General features: G+C 64.6%; 15 protein-coding genes. 13 read left to right on the forward strand and 2 right to left on the reverse strand.

The annotated features are described in order from the left end of the window. The first annotated feature begins 170 nt into the window (after window positions 1-170). Window positions 171-1,130: an LLM class flavin-dependent oxidoreductase gene (locus AC04SG_RS17120; RefSeq protein ID WP_488551989.1), complete on the forward strand. Its 960-nt coding sequence runs from the start codon at window positions 171-173 to the stop codon at window positions 1,128-1,130. A gap of 223 nt (window positions 1,131-1,353) precedes the next feature. On the opposite strand, the gene AC04SG_RS17125 is transcribed toward AC04SG_RS17120, so the two are convergent. Beyond that, window positions 1,354-2,028, reverse strand: coding sequence for a cysteine hydrolase family protein (locus tag AC04SG_RS17125; protein WP_488551990.1), 675 nt, complete (start codon window positions 2,026-2,028; stop codon window positions 1,354-1,356). 341 nt (window positions 2,029-2,369) lie between these two features. Here AC04SG_RS17125 and exbB point away from each other — a divergent pair, with 341 nt between their 5' ends. The 3 genes from exbB to AC04SG_RS17140 are packed head-to-tail and all read left to right on the forward strand — an operon-like array spanning window position 2,370 to window position 4,777. Beyond that, window positions 2,370-3,371, forward strand: a complete 1,002-nt coding sequence (exbB, locus tag AC04SG_RS17130) for a tonB-system energizer ExbB (protein ID WP_488551991.1) — start codon at window positions 2,370-2,372, stop codon at window positions 3,369-3,371. A 6-nt stretch (window positions 3,372-3,377) separates the two neighbouring features. Beyond that, window positions 3,378-3,833: a TonB system transport protein ExbD gene (gene exbD, locus AC04SG_RS17135; protein ID WP_488551992.1), complete on the forward strand. Its 456-nt coding sequence runs from the start codon at window positions 3,378-3,380 to the stop codon at window positions 3,831-3,833. Next, the gene (locus AC04SG_RS17140; protein WP_488551993.1) at window positions 3,830-4,777 is read left to right on the forward strand and encodes an energy transducer TonB family protein; all 948 of its coding nucleotides are present in this window, start codon (window positions 3,830-3,832) and stop codon (window positions 4,775-4,777) included. Before exbD ends, AC04SG_RS17140 begins: the two co-directional genes overlap by 4 nt. A 174-nt stretch (window positions 4,778-4,951) precedes the next feature. Here the strand turns inward: AC04SG_RS17140 and AC04SG_RS17145 are convergent, their stop codons facing one another. Beyond that, window positions 4,952-5,131 carry a hypothetical protein gene (locus AC04SG_RS17145; protein WP_488551994.1) on the reverse strand — a complete coding sequence of 60 codons (180 nt, stop codon included), beginning with the start codon at window positions 5,129-5,131 and terminating at the stop codon, window positions 4,952-4,954. Between the two features lie 303 nt (window positions 5,132-5,434). Between AC04SG_RS17145 and AC04SG_RS17150 the strand changes: the two genes are divergently transcribed. The 9 genes from AC04SG_RS17150 to AC04SG_RS17190 all read left to right on the forward strand — a co-directional run bounded on the left by AC04SG_RS17150 (window position 5,435) and on the right by AC04SG_RS17190 (window position 15,256). Further along, window positions 5,435-5,923, forward strand: coding sequence for a hypothetical protein (locus tag AC04SG_RS17150; protein ID WP_488551995.1), 489 nt, complete (start codon window positions 5,435-5,437; stop codon window positions 5,921-5,923). 182 nt (window positions 5,924-6,105) lie between these two features. After that, window positions 6,106-7,200 (forward strand): transporter substrate-binding protein, encoded by a 1,095-nt coding sequence (locus tag AC04SG_RS17155; RefSeq protein ID WP_488551996.1) that lies wholly within the window; start codon window positions 6,106-6,108, stop codon window positions 7,198-7,200. Then, the gene (locus AC04SG_RS17160; protein WP_488551997.1) at window positions 7,197-7,826 is read left to right on the forward strand and encodes an ANTAR domain-containing response regulator; all 630 of its coding nucleotides are present in this window, start codon (window positions 7,197-7,199) and stop codon (window positions 7,824-7,826) included. Before AC04SG_RS17155 ends, AC04SG_RS17160 begins: the two co-directional genes overlap by 4 nt. Window positions 7,827-7,845: 19 nt before the next feature. Continuing rightward, window positions 7,846-8,712 carry an ABC transporter permease gene (locus tag AC04SG_RS17165; protein WP_488552044.1) on the forward strand — a complete coding sequence of 289 codons (867 nt, stop codon included), beginning with the start codon at window positions 7,846-7,848 and terminating at the stop codon, window positions 8,710-8,712. Then, window positions 8,709-9,629, forward strand: coding sequence for an ABC transporter permease (locus tag AC04SG_RS17170; protein ID WP_023815305.1), 921 nt, complete (start codon window positions 8,709-8,711; stop codon window positions 9,627-9,629). The genes AC04SG_RS17165 and AC04SG_RS17170 overlap by 4 nt, the downstream gene beginning before the upstream one ends. Before the next feature lie 34 nt (window positions 9,630-9,663). Then, window positions 9,664-11,307, forward strand: a complete 1,644-nt coding sequence (locus AC04SG_RS17175; RefSeq protein WP_488551998.1) for an ABC transporter substrate-binding protein — start codon at window positions 9,664-9,666, stop codon at window positions 11,305-11,307. Beyond that, window positions 11,297-12,241, forward strand: a complete 945-nt coding sequence (locus AC04SG_RS17180; protein WP_488551999.1) for an acetamidase/formamidase family protein — start codon at window positions 11,297-11,299, stop codon at window positions 12,239-12,241. Before AC04SG_RS17175 ends, AC04SG_RS17180 begins: the two co-directional genes overlap by 11 nt. A 163-nt stretch (window positions 12,242-12,404) precedes the next feature. Continuing rightward, a complete protein-coding gene (locus AC04SG_RS17185) occupies window positions 12,405-14,171 on the forward strand; it encodes an ABC transporter ATP-binding protein (protein ID WP_488552000.1) in 1,767 nt (588 codons plus the stop codon). A 134-nt stretch (window positions 14,172-14,305) separates the two neighbouring features. Then, on the forward strand, window positions 14,306-15,256 hold the full coding sequence (locus AC04SG_RS17190; protein WP_488552001.1) for a hypothetical protein: 951 nt from the start codon (window positions 14,306-14,308) through the stop codon (window positions 15,254-15,256). Window positions 15,257-15,273: the final 17 nt, after the last annotated feature.

Raw genomic sequence — 15,273 nt, forward strand, 5'->3', positions numbered from 1 at the left:
TAGAGCGGTTCGCCGTGGCGAAACGCTCTAGCGCCTTCAGGTAACCGGAGTTGATGAACCGAACGCGGATGCGCTTTGGCGCGGACCGCTTTGTTTTTTGCATGTCGCTGCCCCAAACCCGGGGAGCCACGTTTGAGCGGCATGCATCCAACGTGATGGAGGAGATGGCAATGCCGATCGAGTTCACGCATGTTCCCGGTAAAACACAGGCCGCCGACGCCGGTTCGGCCGTGCCTTTCTTCTATGATTTCGTCGAGACGGCGACAAAGCTGTCGCTGATCGAGGATTCCGGCTTTCAGAGGATCGTCGTCGACGATCAGGCCGGGCTTCTGACCAATATGGACATTGCCGCCCAGGCGCTCGACCGCACCTCGTCGCTGGAAGTGGTGCTGACGCATTGGGCCGGCGTGGTCGCGCCCGCGGTTGCGGCCAGGCAACTGGCGGCGCTCGACGCCAGGAGCGGCGGCAGGCTGTCGGTGAGGATGCTGAGCGAGCCGCTGGATGACGACGATGCCGAAACGCGCCCGGTCGGCCACACCGTGGTCTGGCAGCGCATCGATGAATATCTGGTGCTGTTGAAGCGGCTGTGGTCGAACGACAAGCCCTTCGACCATGAAGGCGCCTTCTACAGCATCAAGGGCGGCTATGTGCCGCGCAAAGGGCCGCATGGCGCCGACATCACCATCCGCATGGGTGGCCAATCGGGCACCGCGCTCCGGGTAGCCGGACGGCATGCCGATGTGTTCGAACTGGCGGCTGGTTCGCTCGATGAGATCCGCCAGCTGATGGTGCGGGCGCGCAGCGCCGCCGCCGAACATGGCCGTGCCGGCAAGCTGCGTTTTGCGCTTCCAGTTCGGATCCGCCCGGAAGGCGATGCGTCCGCGGCCGGCCACAGGGCGATCGAGCTTTCCGGACCGCCGGCACAGATCGCCTTGTCGCTGTTGCCTTATGCGGCGCTGGGCATCGGTGAGTTCATGATCGTCGGCATCGACAGGCCGTGCGAGATCGCCAGCCTCGGCCGCGAGACGATCGCGCTCCTGCGTAATTCGCTGGCGCGCCGCGAGGCCGAGGCGCCGCAGCCTGGGGCGTTTGTAGCGCGGGCTGGGGCGGAGGTTCGCGCCGCAGGGTAAGTTCCGCCGGCGCTTGTTGAAAGCACGGAAGTAGCGATCCTTCACACCCCCCCTCTGTCCTGCCGGACATCTCCCCCGCAAGGGGGGAGATTGGCTGTTTTGAGGCGTCGCGCGTCTTTCAATGTCGAAGATTTGCGAAAGCGGCTGAGCGCCTGATCTCCCTCCTTGCGGGGGAGATGGCCGGCAGGCCAGAGGGGGGTGCTGTCCCTCCAGCCTTGGTAATCTAACTCGCCTCCCCACCCAACCGCGCCAGCGCCGCCAGCACAGCGCCCGATTCCGCCAGTGTGCCGAAAACCCCATCCTCCACCGTCACCATATGTAGCGCCGCCTCATGCGCGTACTGGTCACCGCTGGCGCAGGCGTCGGCGATCGTCAGGCACTGGAAATTACGGTCGCAGGCCTCGCGCAGCGTGGTGTGGACGCAGACATCGGTCGTGCAGCCGGAAAACATCAGATGCGTGATGCCCCGCGCGCGCAGCACAAGCTCAAGGTCGGTATAGGTGAAGGCGCTGTTGCAGGTCTTGTCGACGATGATGTCGTGCGGCGCGACCTCGATGTCGGCGACGATCTGGAAGCCGGGGCCGGAGCGCAGCAGCACGTCGGTGGCTTCGAGGCCCGCCCGCTTGCGGCGCCATTTCTCGTAAGGCGTCATGTCGGCCATGTCGCCGCGATAGCCTTGCCTGGTGTGGATGATGGTGAGGCCGACCGACCGTGCGGCCGCGATCAATCGGTTGACCGTCGGCAGGATGGCGCGCAGCGGCGCAGGGTCATACCCTTTCCTGGCGAAATAGCCCGATGGCGAGAGAAAATCCTCCTGCAGGTCGATGACCAGCAGTGCGGTATTTTGCGGCACCAGCTGGCCGTCATAGGGGAAATCGAACGGTGTCGCCTTGATCATCGGCTGCTTGCCTCAATTGCTGCCCGGCATCGTGGCCCAGCAACGCCGCCGCCGTCCATCCCTCAGTGCGACGCGGCAAGGTGGACCGACACAAAGACGATGCGCCGGTATCGCGCCAAAGACCGTTGGCCAAAAAAGCCATCTTGTTTGTTGACTAGTAAACTCATGTTTTATAGTCAAGCGGGAGCACGGCCGCCTGAATTGGTTTCCAGCGGCCGTGCCGCGTTTGAGAGAAAGCCAGAATCCGTGGCTGGTATATTCGGCGTCGAGATGGGGGTGTTTGCGCATCCCGTCACCGGCCAACCCATCGGTTACGTGCAATGACGAAGCGAGGACGAAGCATGTCCAGAAATGGTTTGTTGGCGGCGCTGGCTGCGGTCATGCTGTCGGCCGGCAGCGCTGCTGCGCAAGAGCAGCCGAGCACGCAACCGGCCACGCAGCCCAGGGTTACGACGGAACCAGCAGCAACCGCCCAGCCGGCGCCAGTCTCGCCGCCAGCGGCAGTGGAAAAGGCGGCACCGACTGCGCCTGCCGCGCAGACGTTACCAGCCGCCGGACAAGTCGCGCCGGCCGCGCCAGTGCCGGCCAGCCAGCCCGGCGCAACCGCGCAGCCTGATCCTTCGGCGATTTCACTGATCCTGCCGCACGACCTGTCGCCCTGGGGCATGTTCATGGCCGCCGACATCATCGTCAAGGCGGTGATGGTCGGGCTTGCTTTCGCCTCCCTCGTCACCTGGACGGTCTGGCTGGCCAAGTCGCTGGAAATTCTGTTCGGCAAGCTCAGCGCCCGGCGCGCGGCGCGCGCAATCGGCAATGCCGCCACCTTGCTGCAGGCCAGTCGTGCGCTAGGCAACAGCGGCGGCCCCGGCGCGCTCCTGGTGCAGGCAGCCGAGCAAGAGGCAGCGCTTTCGGCCAGCGCGCTCGACCACGTGACCGGCGACGGGCTGAAGGAACGCGTCACATCGCGCCTGTCGCGCATCGAGGCGGCGGCGGCGCGGCGCATGTCGCGCGGCACCGGCGTGCTGGCGACGATCGGCTCGACGGCGCCCTTTGTCGGCCTGTTCGGCACCGTCTGGGGCATCATGAATGCCTTTATCGGCATCTCGCAGGCGCAGACCACCAATCTCGCCGTCGTCGCACCCGGCATCGCCGAGGCGCTGCTGGCCACCGCGATGGGGCTGGTCGCGGCCATTCCCGCTGTTGTCATCTACAACGTCTTTGCGCGCTCCATATCCGGCTATCGGCAGATTCTCGCCGATGCGTCGGCCGGCGTCGAACGGCTGGTCAGCCGCGATCTGGATTTCCGCACGGTGCCGCAGGCGCCCGCGCTGGCGGCGGAGTGATGGGCCATGGCGGCTAGAATTCGCGAGACTGTCGACGGCGATCTTGAGGAAAACCACGAGATCAACGTCACGCCGTTCATCGATGTCATCCTGGTGTTGCTGATCATCTTCATGGTCGCGGCGCCTTTGGCGACGGTCGACGTCAATGTCGATCTGCCGGGCTCGACCGCGACGCCGGCACCGCGGCCGGAAACGCCGCTGTTCCTGACGCTGAAGGACGATCTGACGCTGGCGATCGGCAATGACAGTGTGCCGCGCGCGGCCTTTGCCGCCGTGCTCGACGGCAAGACAAAGGGCGACAAGCAGACCCGCATCTTCCTGCGCGCCGACAAGACGGTCGGCTATGGCGATCTGATGGAGGTGATGAATCTCCTGCGCGGCGCCGGCTATCTGAAGATCGCGCTGGTCGGGCTGGAGGTGCCGGCGGATCCGGCGGCGCCGCAACCAGGCGCCGTCCCATGACGCATCTGGCCGCCGCCGTTCCCATGGCCGATCCGCCGCGCACAGGCGCGCGCGAGATCGGTTTGTGGGTGGCTGCGGCCATTCTCATTGTCCGCGCACATGTCGCGATCGCCTATGCCGTGCAGAATTTCAGCCTGGCGAACGAGATGGATGGCGGCCCGCCGCCGGCGGTGGCAATCGAACTGTCGCCGATGATGGTCGCACCGGCAGTGCCTGAGGACACGATGGCCGATGTGGTGACGCCGGAGCCGACGAACCAGGTCGAGGAGACCGTCGCCGACGCAAGACCCGTCGTGGAACCGGACGTCGACAAGCCGGAGCCGGTTACCGATGAGGCGGAAGCGATTCAACCCGACGAGACCGCACCGGTCGAGACAGCAGCGGCCGAACAGCCCGATCAGGCGCCGCCGCTGGACGAGGTCGTACCTGACATCGTCCCGACCGTGGCGCCGGACGTGGTCATTCCGCTGCCGCTAGCCAAGCCGGTGGAGGACAAGCCGGTCGAGAAGGCAAAGAAGACGGTCGAAAAGCCCAAGCCGCGCCCGAAGAAAGAGAAAAAGGAAAAGGCCGCGCCGGCGAAAGCGGTCGTGACCGCCAGCGTCGATGCGAAGGTGGCCGAACAAGCGTCGGCGCCGAAGGCTTCGCAATCGAGTGGATCATCGGTCAGTGCAAGCAAATGGAACTCACAGCTGATCGGATGGATCAATCGGCACAAGCGCTACCCGAGCGCGGCAAGGTCGCGGCGCGCCGTAGGTACCGCAAATGTGACCTTCGTCGTCAGCGCTTCGGGCAAGGTGACCTCCGTCCGGCTGACACGATCATCGGGTGACGCGGACCTCGATCGAGCCGCGCTGAGCATTCTGCAGGGTGCGACGGTGCCCGCACCACCGCCAGAGAAGGTCGGTACGGCTGTCGTGGCGCCTTTGATGTTCACGCTGCGGTAAAGTGGAGTCCAGCGAACGGTACCGACCTTGTTGCCTGACGCTTGCATGTGCCGACGACCTGCCAACGGCTTTCAACAACCATCCGCGTGGGCCTGAAAGCCGGCTATGACGTAGCGGTGGAGCCGATGCGGGATGCGGGCTTTGTGCCCTGCATCCCCTTTTCGATCAACGCCCCTAGTGCAAGCGCGCTTCCCGCTTCTTGCGCCACGGCGCGTTGGCCTCCCAGTCACCGGCCTTGATGCAGCCATAGGGCAGCACCTCGTCGACGATCTCCGCCAGGCCGAAATGCTCGATCTGGCGGCGCATCGAGGCCGCATTCTTGTAGGCGCTCGGCAGCTCCGAAATATCCGTCACGCCAGAGAAGAAGCGGGGTCGATGTCCTTGGGATCCTGCGCAAAGTATCGGCGTCGCTGCGCCCCGCCTGCATGCGCGCGTGCTTGGTGCGCGAAAAATTGCGCCCGGCGCCATGCGGCGAGAAGCCAAGCCCGTTCTCGGCATTCTTGCAGCGCACGATCAGCACCATGGCAAGCGGAGGATGGCGACTCCGACACCTCGCCTCGCTCGGCCACCTTTTCGTGAAGCTGAACGGGTTGAACCGCTCGCCTGTTTGCCTAGGTAAAGAGCGTGGCCGGGCGCATTGCAAATCTGACAATCGGTATGACATTTTCCTGTATTAGAAAGCTTGCCCTTCCTGTGCTTGTCGTCGGCGTCCAGTCTTCCTGCGTCATTCCCGACGATACATCACGCATCGCCAAGGTTGAGCCCACGGCGGCGGCGGCCCGCAAGGAGATGGTCGGCCTCAGCGAAGCCGACGTTCGAATGTGCGCGGGCTTTCCGACCGCCACCGCAGACGTTGGCGGGTCTGGCCAGATCTGGACCTACAAGCGGGTCGTTCAGCGCGGCAATCTCAGCATTGCCGTCCCAACCATGGCGGTAGGCGCGATCCCGGCGGTCGGCGGCTCCGTCAATGTCGCTCCCGGCGGTTATTGCGACACGCAAATTCGCATGGCCAACGGCCGCGTCGCCGAAGTCGCCTACGCGGGCGACAACAATTTGCCGAACAGACGGGACGCGCTTTGTGTCAGTACGGTGGACGCCTGTGTGGCCTATGCCCGCCAACACAGTCAAAGAGCGACAGCCAGATAGCTGGTCACGGCTGATTGGCGAGCCGTGGCGTTGCATGTCGACGTCGGTAAGGGCTTGACTGACCCGCCGGAGCGAATACGCTAAGGCGAAATACCGGCCCTGATCGCCGGGCGGCAAATATGCCTCGTATGCCTCGCCCCTGCGGTGCTGGCTGCGGGGCATTGTCATTTCTGGGGTCCAGTTTGAAACGGCGTATCGAGATCGGCATCCTCTATTCGCGCTCGGGCAGCTATCAGCTGGTCTCCGATGCGTGCCGGATGGGCGCCATGCGCGCCATTGCCGACATCAATGCCGACCGCAGCTCGGGCATCGAACTGGTGCCGGTCGAGCGCGATCCGCAAAGCAATGCCGATCGCTACGCGACGCTGTGCGAAGACATTTTCAGGACCAGCAGCGCCCGCCATGTCGTGGGCTGCGTCACCTCGTGGAGCCGCAAGGAGACCATCCCCGTGCTGGAGAAGGCTGGCGGCATGCTCTGGTATGCCTGCCCCTATGAGGGCTTCGAGGCCAACGAGCACGTCGTTTACATGCACGCTTGCCCCAACCAGCACCTGGTGCCGCTGATGGCGCATGTCGTGCCCCGCTTCGGCGCCAACAGCTTCCTGCTCGGTTCGAACTACATCTGGGGCTGGGAGATGAATCGCGTGGCGCGCGACCTGATCGCGGATGCCGGCGGCAAGGTGCTGGGCGAACGCTATCTGCGCATCGGCGAGACCGATGTGTCGCGCCTGATCGCCGAAATCCGGGCAACGCGGCCGAATTTCATCCTCAACAATCTGATCGGCACCTCGTCCTATGCCCTCCTCGCCGCCTATCGCGATCTGGGCGACGAGGATGCGGCGTTCAGGCCGGAAAACTGCCCGGTCATTTCCTGCAACCTCACCGAGGGCGAACTGCCGGCGATCGGCGAAACCGGCAAGGGACATTTGTCGGTCGGGCCGTATTTCGCGCCGCGGTCGGCTGCCTTCGCCTCGTCCTTCGAGGCTTCCGCCTATGCCTCGGTGCAAGTGATGGCAGAGGTGCTGTCGCGCGACGCCGACGCCGGTCCGGCGGAGTTCTCCAAAGCCTTCGCCGAGCGGCGCTTCCCGACGCGGCTCGGGCCGATCGCCATTGACGCCCATTCCCAGCACGCGACACTGCCGGTGATCATCGGCCGGATCGCCGACGGCTTCTTTGAGGTCGTCAGTCGCGAGGATGAGGTGGCGCCGGATCCGTATCTGTCCCGCTACGACCCCGCCAAGACATTCGGCCGTCCGCGCCTGAGGGTGGTGTCGTGACCAGGGCGCGCATCCCCAATCTTGGCGGCGCCAGGGCTTTCATCCTGCATCGACCGCACCCGACGGTGCAGGCGATCACCCGGCAATTGTCGGCCATCGGCCTGATTACTGTCGACTGCTGGCCGGAATTGCCGCCTGGGGCGCTGGCGGCCGATTTCGTCTTCTTCGACGCCGATCTCGGCTTTGACGAGCAATTCCCGTGGCAGCCGGGCGAGGCGCCGATGCCGCTGGTGGCGCTGATTGGTTCCGAGGCGCCCGGCCGCATCGAATGGGCGCTGTCGCACAAGGCCGATGCGCAACTCTTGAAGCCGGTCGGCAATGCCGGTGTGTACAGCGCGCTTCTGATCGCGAGGCAGAGTTTCGAGGCGCGAAAACATTTAGCCGGCGAAATTGCGTCGCTGCGCCAGCGCGTCGCCGAGCGCCAGACCATCGTGCGGGCGGTGGCGGCGCTGTCGAAGGGCAGCGACGACGAGCGCGCCTATGCGCAGCTGCGCTCGCTGGCGATGAGCTGGCAGATCAGCGTCGAGGATGCAGCGCGCCGGATCGTGGCGATGACAAGTGAGGAAGGAACGGGCGAGGAAGCAACGGGTGAGGAAGGCGGCGATGACCAGTCCCATCGCGCCTGATTTCCCGACGCCTGTGCGCATGCCAGTCAAGCCGCGCGCCGGCGTCTGGCGCCGGCTGATCAAACGCCGGCTGGCGCTGGTCGGGCTGGTCATCGTTGCCATCGTCGTCGCCGGCGCCATCCTGGCGCCGTGGCTGACCGGCTACGATCCCAATGAGCAGATGTTCGACGGCCTGACCATCGAGGGTTCGCCGCTGCCGCCGAGCGCCCAGTACTGGCTCGGCACCGACCTGCTCGGCCGCGACCTGCTGACCCGCATCCTCTACGGCGCCCGCACCTCGCTGATCATCGGCATTGTCGCCAATGGCGTGGCGCTTCTGATCGGCACGCTGGTCGGCGTCACCGCCGGCTATTTCCGCGGCTGGGTCGGTAGCGCGCTGATGCGCTTCACCGATCTGATGATGGCGTTCCCAGCCCTGCTGCTCGCCATCTGCCTGGCGGCGGTGTTCCAGCCGAGTCTGTGGATCGTCGCCATGGTCATCGCGCTGGTCAACTGGGTGCAGACCGCGCGCGTCATCTACACCGAAACATCCTCACTCGCCGAGCGTGAATTCATCGACGCTGAACGCACCATCGGCGCCGGTGCGCCGCGCATCCTGTTTCGCCACATCCTGCCGCATCTCCTGCCGACCATCATCGTCTGGGGCACGCTCGGCATCTCGACCACGGTGCTGCTGGAAGCGACTCTCTCCTTCCTCGGCATTGGCGTGCAGCCACCAACGGCGTCGTGGGGCAACATCATTTTCGAAAACCAGACCTATTTCCAGGCCGCACCCTGGCTGGTGTTCATTCCCGGTGCGGCGATCCTGGCGCTGGCGCTGGCCTTCAACCTGATCGGCGATGCGCTGCGCGACATCCTCGATCCGACGCAAAGAGGCCGGGCATGATCGCCTATCTCGGCCGCCGCCTGATCCAGTCGCTGCTGATCCTGCTCGGCGTCTCGCTGATCACCTTTGCGCTGCTCTACCTCTTGCCGGCCGACCCTGTGCGCCAGATCGCCGGCCGCAGCGCCACGCCGCAGACGGTCGAAAACATCCGCCAGCAGCTCGGCCTCGACCAACCCTTCGTCGTCCAGTACTGGCACTATCTGACAAAGCTCGTCAGCGGCGATCTCGGCCGCTCCTACATCCAGCGCTCAGAAGTCACCGAACTGATTGTCTCTCGGCTACCGGCAAGCCTGCTTTTGATGGTCGGCGCCATCCTGTGCGAATTGCTGATCGGCCTGAGCATGGGCCTGATCGCCGCCGTCAAGCGCGGCACCGCCACCGACCAGACCTTGATGGTCGCTTCCTTCGTCGGCGTCTCGGCGCCACAATTCGTCGTCGGGCTGTTGCTGCTCTACGTCTTTGCGGTGCGGCTGAGCTGGTTTCCGATCGGTGGCTACGGCACCTGGCGGCATCTCGTGCTGCCGTCGCTGACCATGGGCATACTCGGCGCCGGCTGGTATGCGCGCATGATGCGCTCGTCGATGATCGACGTGCTGCGCCAGGACTATGTCCGCACCGCCCGCGCCAAGGGTTTGGCGCGCAGCGCCATCATTTTCCGCCACGCGCTGCCCAACGCCATCCTGCCTGTCATCGCCATGATCGGCATCGACATCGGCATCTTCATGGGCGGCATCGTCGTCGTCGAAAGCGTGTTCGGCTGGCCCGGTATCGGCCAGCTGGCGTGGCAGGCGATCCAGCGCGTCGACATTCCGATCATCATGGGCGTCACGCTGGTGTCGGCCTTCGCCATCGTGCTCGGCAATCTCTTGGCCGACATCATCGCGCCCTTCATCGATCCCCGTATCAAACTCAGATGAAAATGAAAAACAAACAGAGAAAGGGAACACAACAATGAAAAAGTTTCTTGCATCCACCGTCGCGGCATCGGCGCTGGCGCTGATGCTCGGCATGGCAAGCGTCCGTGCCGAAGACGCCGTCGACCCGAACGCCAAGCAGGGCGGCGCCATCATCGTCACCTACAAGGACGATGTCGCCACGCTCGATCCGGCGATCGGCTATGACTGGCAGAACTGGTCGATGATCAAGAGCCTGTTCGACGGGCTGATGGATTACGAGCCGGGCACCACCAATCTGAAGCCCGACCTCGCTGAGAGCTACGAGATTGCGCCGGACGGCAAGACCTTCACCTTCAAGCTGCGCCACGGCGTGAAATTCCACAATGGCCGCGAGATGACCGCCGACGACGTGAAATATTCGCTCGACCGCGTCACCAATCCGAAGACGCAGAGCCCCGGCGCCGGCTTCTTCGGCTCGATCAAGGGCTATGACGATGTCGCCGCCGGCAAGGCCGAGGGCCTGTCCGGCGTCACCGTCGTCGATCCGTATACGGTCAAGTTCGAGCTGACCCGCCCCGACGCCACCTTCCTGCATGTCATGGCCATCAACTTCGCCCATGTCGTGCCGAAGGAAGAGGTCGAGAAATACGGCGCGGATTTCGGCAGGCATCCGGTCGGTACCGGCGCCTTCAAGCTCACCGAGTGGACACTTGGACAGCGCCTCGTCTTCGAGCGCAACCCGGATTATTGGCACAAGGGCCTGCCGCATCTCGACAAGATCACCTTCGAGATCGGCCAGGAGCCGATCGTGGCGCTGCTGCGCCTGCAGAAAGGCGAGGTCGACGTGCTCGGCGACGTCATTCCGCCGGCCAAGTTCCAGGAGGTGATGGCCGATCCCGAACAGAAGGCGCGCGTCGTCGAAGGCGGCCAACTGCAAACCGGCTATGTCACCATGAACACCACCATGGCGCCGTTCGACAATGTGAAGGTGCGCCAGGCCGTCAACATGGCGATCAACAAGGCGCGCGTCGTCCAGATCATCAACAACCGCGCCGTGCCCGCCAACCAGCCGCTGCCGCCGTCGATGCCCGGCTACAACAAGGACTACAAGGGCTATCCCTATGACGTCGCCAAGGCCAAGGCGCTGCTGGCCGAGGCCGGCCATCCCGATGGCTTCGAAACGCAATTGTTCGCCATGAACACCGACCCTAACCCGCGCATCGCCCAGGCGATCCAGCAGGACCTGGCGGCGATCGGCATCAAGGCCAGCATCCAGTCGCTGGCACAGGCCAATGTCATTGCGGCCGGCGGCGACAAGGCCGGCGCGCCGATGATCTGGTCCGGCGGTATGGCCTGGATCGCCGACTTCCCGGATCCGTCGAACTTCTACGGCCCGATCCTCGGCTGCGCCGGTGCGGTGCCCGGCGGCTGGAACTGGTCGTGGTATTGCAACAAGGATCTCGACGCCAAGGCGGCCGAGGCCGACTCGGTGGTCGACCCGGCAAAGGCCGGCGAACGCTACAAGATGTGGAGCGCCATCTACGACAAGGTGATGGAGGACGCGCCTTGGGCGCCGATCTTCAACGAGCAGCGTTTCACGCTCAAATCGGCCCGCATGGGCGGCGCCGACAACCTCTATGTCGACCCGGTTCATATCCCGATCAACTATGACAATGTGTACGCAAAAGATGTGCAGTAACTGCGACTACACCATCCACGGGCGCCATCACCATTTCGGCTGGGACAATTCGTTTGTCCCGGCCGAGCGGGTGGCGCCCGGCGCGACCATCGAGTTCCAGTGCCTAGATGCAGGGGGCGGCCAGCTTCAGGCCGACAGCACGGTCGCCGACGTCGCCAAGCTCGACTTCGAAAGGGTCAACCCGGTGACCGGACCGATCTTCGTCGAGGGTGCGGAGCCGGGCGATGCGCTGAAGGTGACGATCGAACTGTTCAAACCGTCCGGCTTCGGCTGGACGGCGAACATTCCGGGTTTCGGCCTGCTTGCCGACGATTTTGCAGAGCCGGCGCTGAACATCTGGAAATACGACGCCGCCTCGCTCGAGCCGGCGCTGTTCGGTAAAAATGCGCGCGTGCCGCTGAAGCCTTTCGCCGGCACCATCGGCAACGCCCCGGCTGAGATGGGGCTTCACTCGGTGGTGCCGCCGCGGCGCGTCGGCGGCAATCTCGACATCCGCGACCTCGCCGCCGGCACCACACTCTATCTGCCGGTGGAAGTGGCGGGTGCGCTGTTCTCGGTTGGTGATACACATGCCGCGCAAGGCGACGGCGAGGTCTGCGGCACGGCGATCGAAAGCCCGATGGACGTCGTGCTCAAGCTCGATCTGGTCAAGGACGCCAGGCTGAAGACGCCGCGCTTCACCACGTCGGGCCCGGTGACGCGCCATCTCGACGCCAAGGGTTATGAGGTAACGACCGGCATCGGCCCGGACCTGATGATGGGTGCGAAGGAGGCGGTCGCGCAGATGGTCGACCTGCTGGCTGGGCGGTACCAAATCGATCCGGTCGAGGCTTATATGCTGGCTTCGGTGTGCGGCGACCTTCGCATCAGCGAGATCGTCGACGTGCCGAACTGGGTGGTATCGTTCTATTTTCCGCGCTGCGTGTTTGAATGACGTCAGGTCGGCGCCGCCCCCCCACCCCGCTGCTTCGCAGCGACCCTTCCCACAAGGGGGAGGGTGAAGCGCCGGCGCCCTACCTCCCCCTTGTGGGGAGGTCGGACCGAAGGTCCGGGTGGGGGGCGTGCCGGAATAAACGTCTCAGAACCCCGCTCTTGCGATGACCTCGATCCCCGAAACAATCCTTGACATCGCCAACCTCTCCGTCAGCGTGCGTGGCGAGGACGGTGAGCGGGAGGTTGTCTCCAACCTGTCGCTGACGCTGGCGCGTGGCGAGACACTCTGCATTGCCGGCGAGTCTGGCTCCGGGAAGTCGATGACCGCACTGGCGATCATGCAACTCCTGCCGCAGCCGGCTGCGCGTATTTCGTCCGGCAAGATCCATCTCGGCAACACCGATCTGGCAACCCTCGACGAGCGCCAGATGCGGCGCATCCGCGGTGACCGCATCGCCATGATTTTCCAAGAGCCGATGACCTCGCTCAACCCGGTGCTGTCGATCGGTCGGCAGCTGACCGAATCCATCGAGGCGCATACCAGCCTGTCGCAGGCCGAGGCCCGCCAGCGCGCCATCGAGGCGCTCAAGGCGGTGCGCATCTCTGAAGCCGAAAGCCGGCTAAAACAGTTTCCGCATGAGCTGTCCGGCGGCATGCGCCAGCGGGTGATGATCGCCATGGCGCTGGCGCTCGAGCCCGATGTGCTGATCGCCGACGAACCGACGACGGCGCTCGACGTCACCGTGCAGGGCGAGGTGCTGGAACTGTTGCGCGACCTGCAGCGTCAGCACGGCACCAGTGTCATCTTGATCACCCACGATATGGGCGTGGTCGCCGAAATGGCCGACCGCGTCATCATCATGCGGCATGGGCGCATGGTCGAGGAGGGAAAGACCGCCGATATCTTTGCCCGGCCGCAAGCCGACTATACGCGCGAGCTGCTGGCCGCGGTGCCGCGCATCGGCAGCGGGGTCGGGCGTCAGAAATCCAGGGATGTGCTTGAAGCCTCAAAACCGGCCAATGTCGCCGAGGTCAACGGCTTGCATGTCCGTTTCGATCTGCGCGGCGGCATCTTTGGCCAGGTCACCCGCCGCGTCCACGCCGTCGAAGGCGTCAGCTTCTCGATCGCGCCCAACGAGACGCTGGCGCTGGTCGGCGAATCGGGTTGCGGCAAGTCGACCACCGCCAAAGCGCTGGCAGGGCTGGTGCCGTATAGCGGTGACATCGTTATTGGCGGGCGCAATCTTTCCGGTCTCGGCCGCGTCGAGCGCAAAGCGGTGCGCCGCGACGTGCAGATGATTTTCCAGGACCCGTTCGCCTCGCTCGATCCGCGCATGCGTGTCGGCGATCTCGTCGCCGAGCCGTTGGTGATCCACGGCATCGCCTCGAAGGATGAGCGCCGCGATCGCGTGGCAGCGCTATTCGAGCGCGTCGGCCTGTCGCCCGACCAGATGGAGCTCTATCCGCATGAATTCTCCGGCGGCCAGCGCCAGCGCGTCTGCATTGCACGGGCGCTGGCGCTGCGGCCAAAGCTGATCATCGCCGATGAAAGCGTTTCGGCGCTCGACGTCTCGGTGCAAGCGCGCGTGCTCGATCTGTTGAAGGAATTGCAGCGCGAATTCGGCGTCGCATATCTCTTCATCTCGCATGATATGGCGGTGGTCGAGAACATCTCCGACCGCGTCGCCGTCATGTATCTCGGCCAGATCGTCGAAATGGGCACACGCGACCAGGTGTTTTCCAACCCGCGCCATCCCTACACCAGGCGGCTGATCGAAGCCGTGCCGGTGCCAGACCCGGCGCAGCGCAGAACCCGATTTGCCCGTCTCGACCAGGAGATACCGAGTGCGACCCGCAAGATCGGCGAAGCGCCGCTGAAGTTGGCGCTGAACGATGTCGGCAACGGCCATCTCGTCGCTGCGGAGAGCTGAGTCCGCACTGGTCGGCGATGCAGCTGTTCTTTTACCTTGTTGAGCACAACCAAGACTTGTCATCTCGGGTTTACCTCGCCTTAGGTGGATGACGACCACTATACGGTCGGCGTTCTTGCCCCAGGGGGGAAACAGTGCTCAAGGCGGTTCTGCAGCTGCTGCCGGGTCGGTTCATGGATGTTCGCATGCGCGCGTCCGACGGCTACGAGACGCGCGTCGTGGAGCGGCCCGGACGCTGGATGACGGCGGCAGATCTGGAGCAGCTGAGCAGCGATCTGCGGCTGGTGGCGTCGAAGACGCTGAAGGCCGGCAGCCTGACCTATGGCGTGTTTTCCGGCGATCGCAGCCGGCTGGAACATTCCATCATCACCATCGTCTACCGGCGCAGCGACGGGCGGCCGATCGCCTTCAACGCGCTGGCGCTGATGGAGATTTCACTGGCCGGCAAGCCGTATGAGGTCCTGCACCTCGGCCTCGTCATGGTCGACCCTGACGATCGCAGCCGGGGGCTGAGCTGGATCCTCTACGGCGTGACCTGCTTCCTGATGTTCCTGCGCAACCAGCTGCGGCCGATCTGGATCTCCAACGTCACCCAGGTGCCCGCCGTCGTCGGCATGGTCGCCGAAGCCTTCACCAATGTATTTCCCGGACCGCATGCCGGCGCGCGGCGCTCGCTGACCCATGTGCTTTTGGCGCGGCAGATCATGGCGCGCCACCGCCATGTCTTCGGCGTCGGACCCGACGCGGGTTTCGACGAAGAGCGCTTCGTCATCACCAATGCCTATACAGGCGGCTCGGACGATCTGAAAAAAACCTTCGACGAGGCGGCCAAGCACCGCGCCGAGACCTATAACGAGTTCTGCCAGAAAGAGCTCGACTATGGGCGCGGCGATGACGTGCTGCAGATCGGCCAGATGAGTTTCCAGGCGGCGCGCACCTATCTCGCCGACGCGGTGCCGCGCGGCTCGCTTGCCGCCCTTGCCGTGGCGGGTGCCGCCGCCACGCTGCAGCGGCTGGTGCTGCCGGTGGTTCACTGGGCGGATTCGAGCCGGCAATGGAATGTGCTGAGACCATGGACACGCTAGCGGCCTCAGATGCGGTA

The organism is Mesorhizobium sp. CNPSo 4684 (assembly GCF_057784315.1).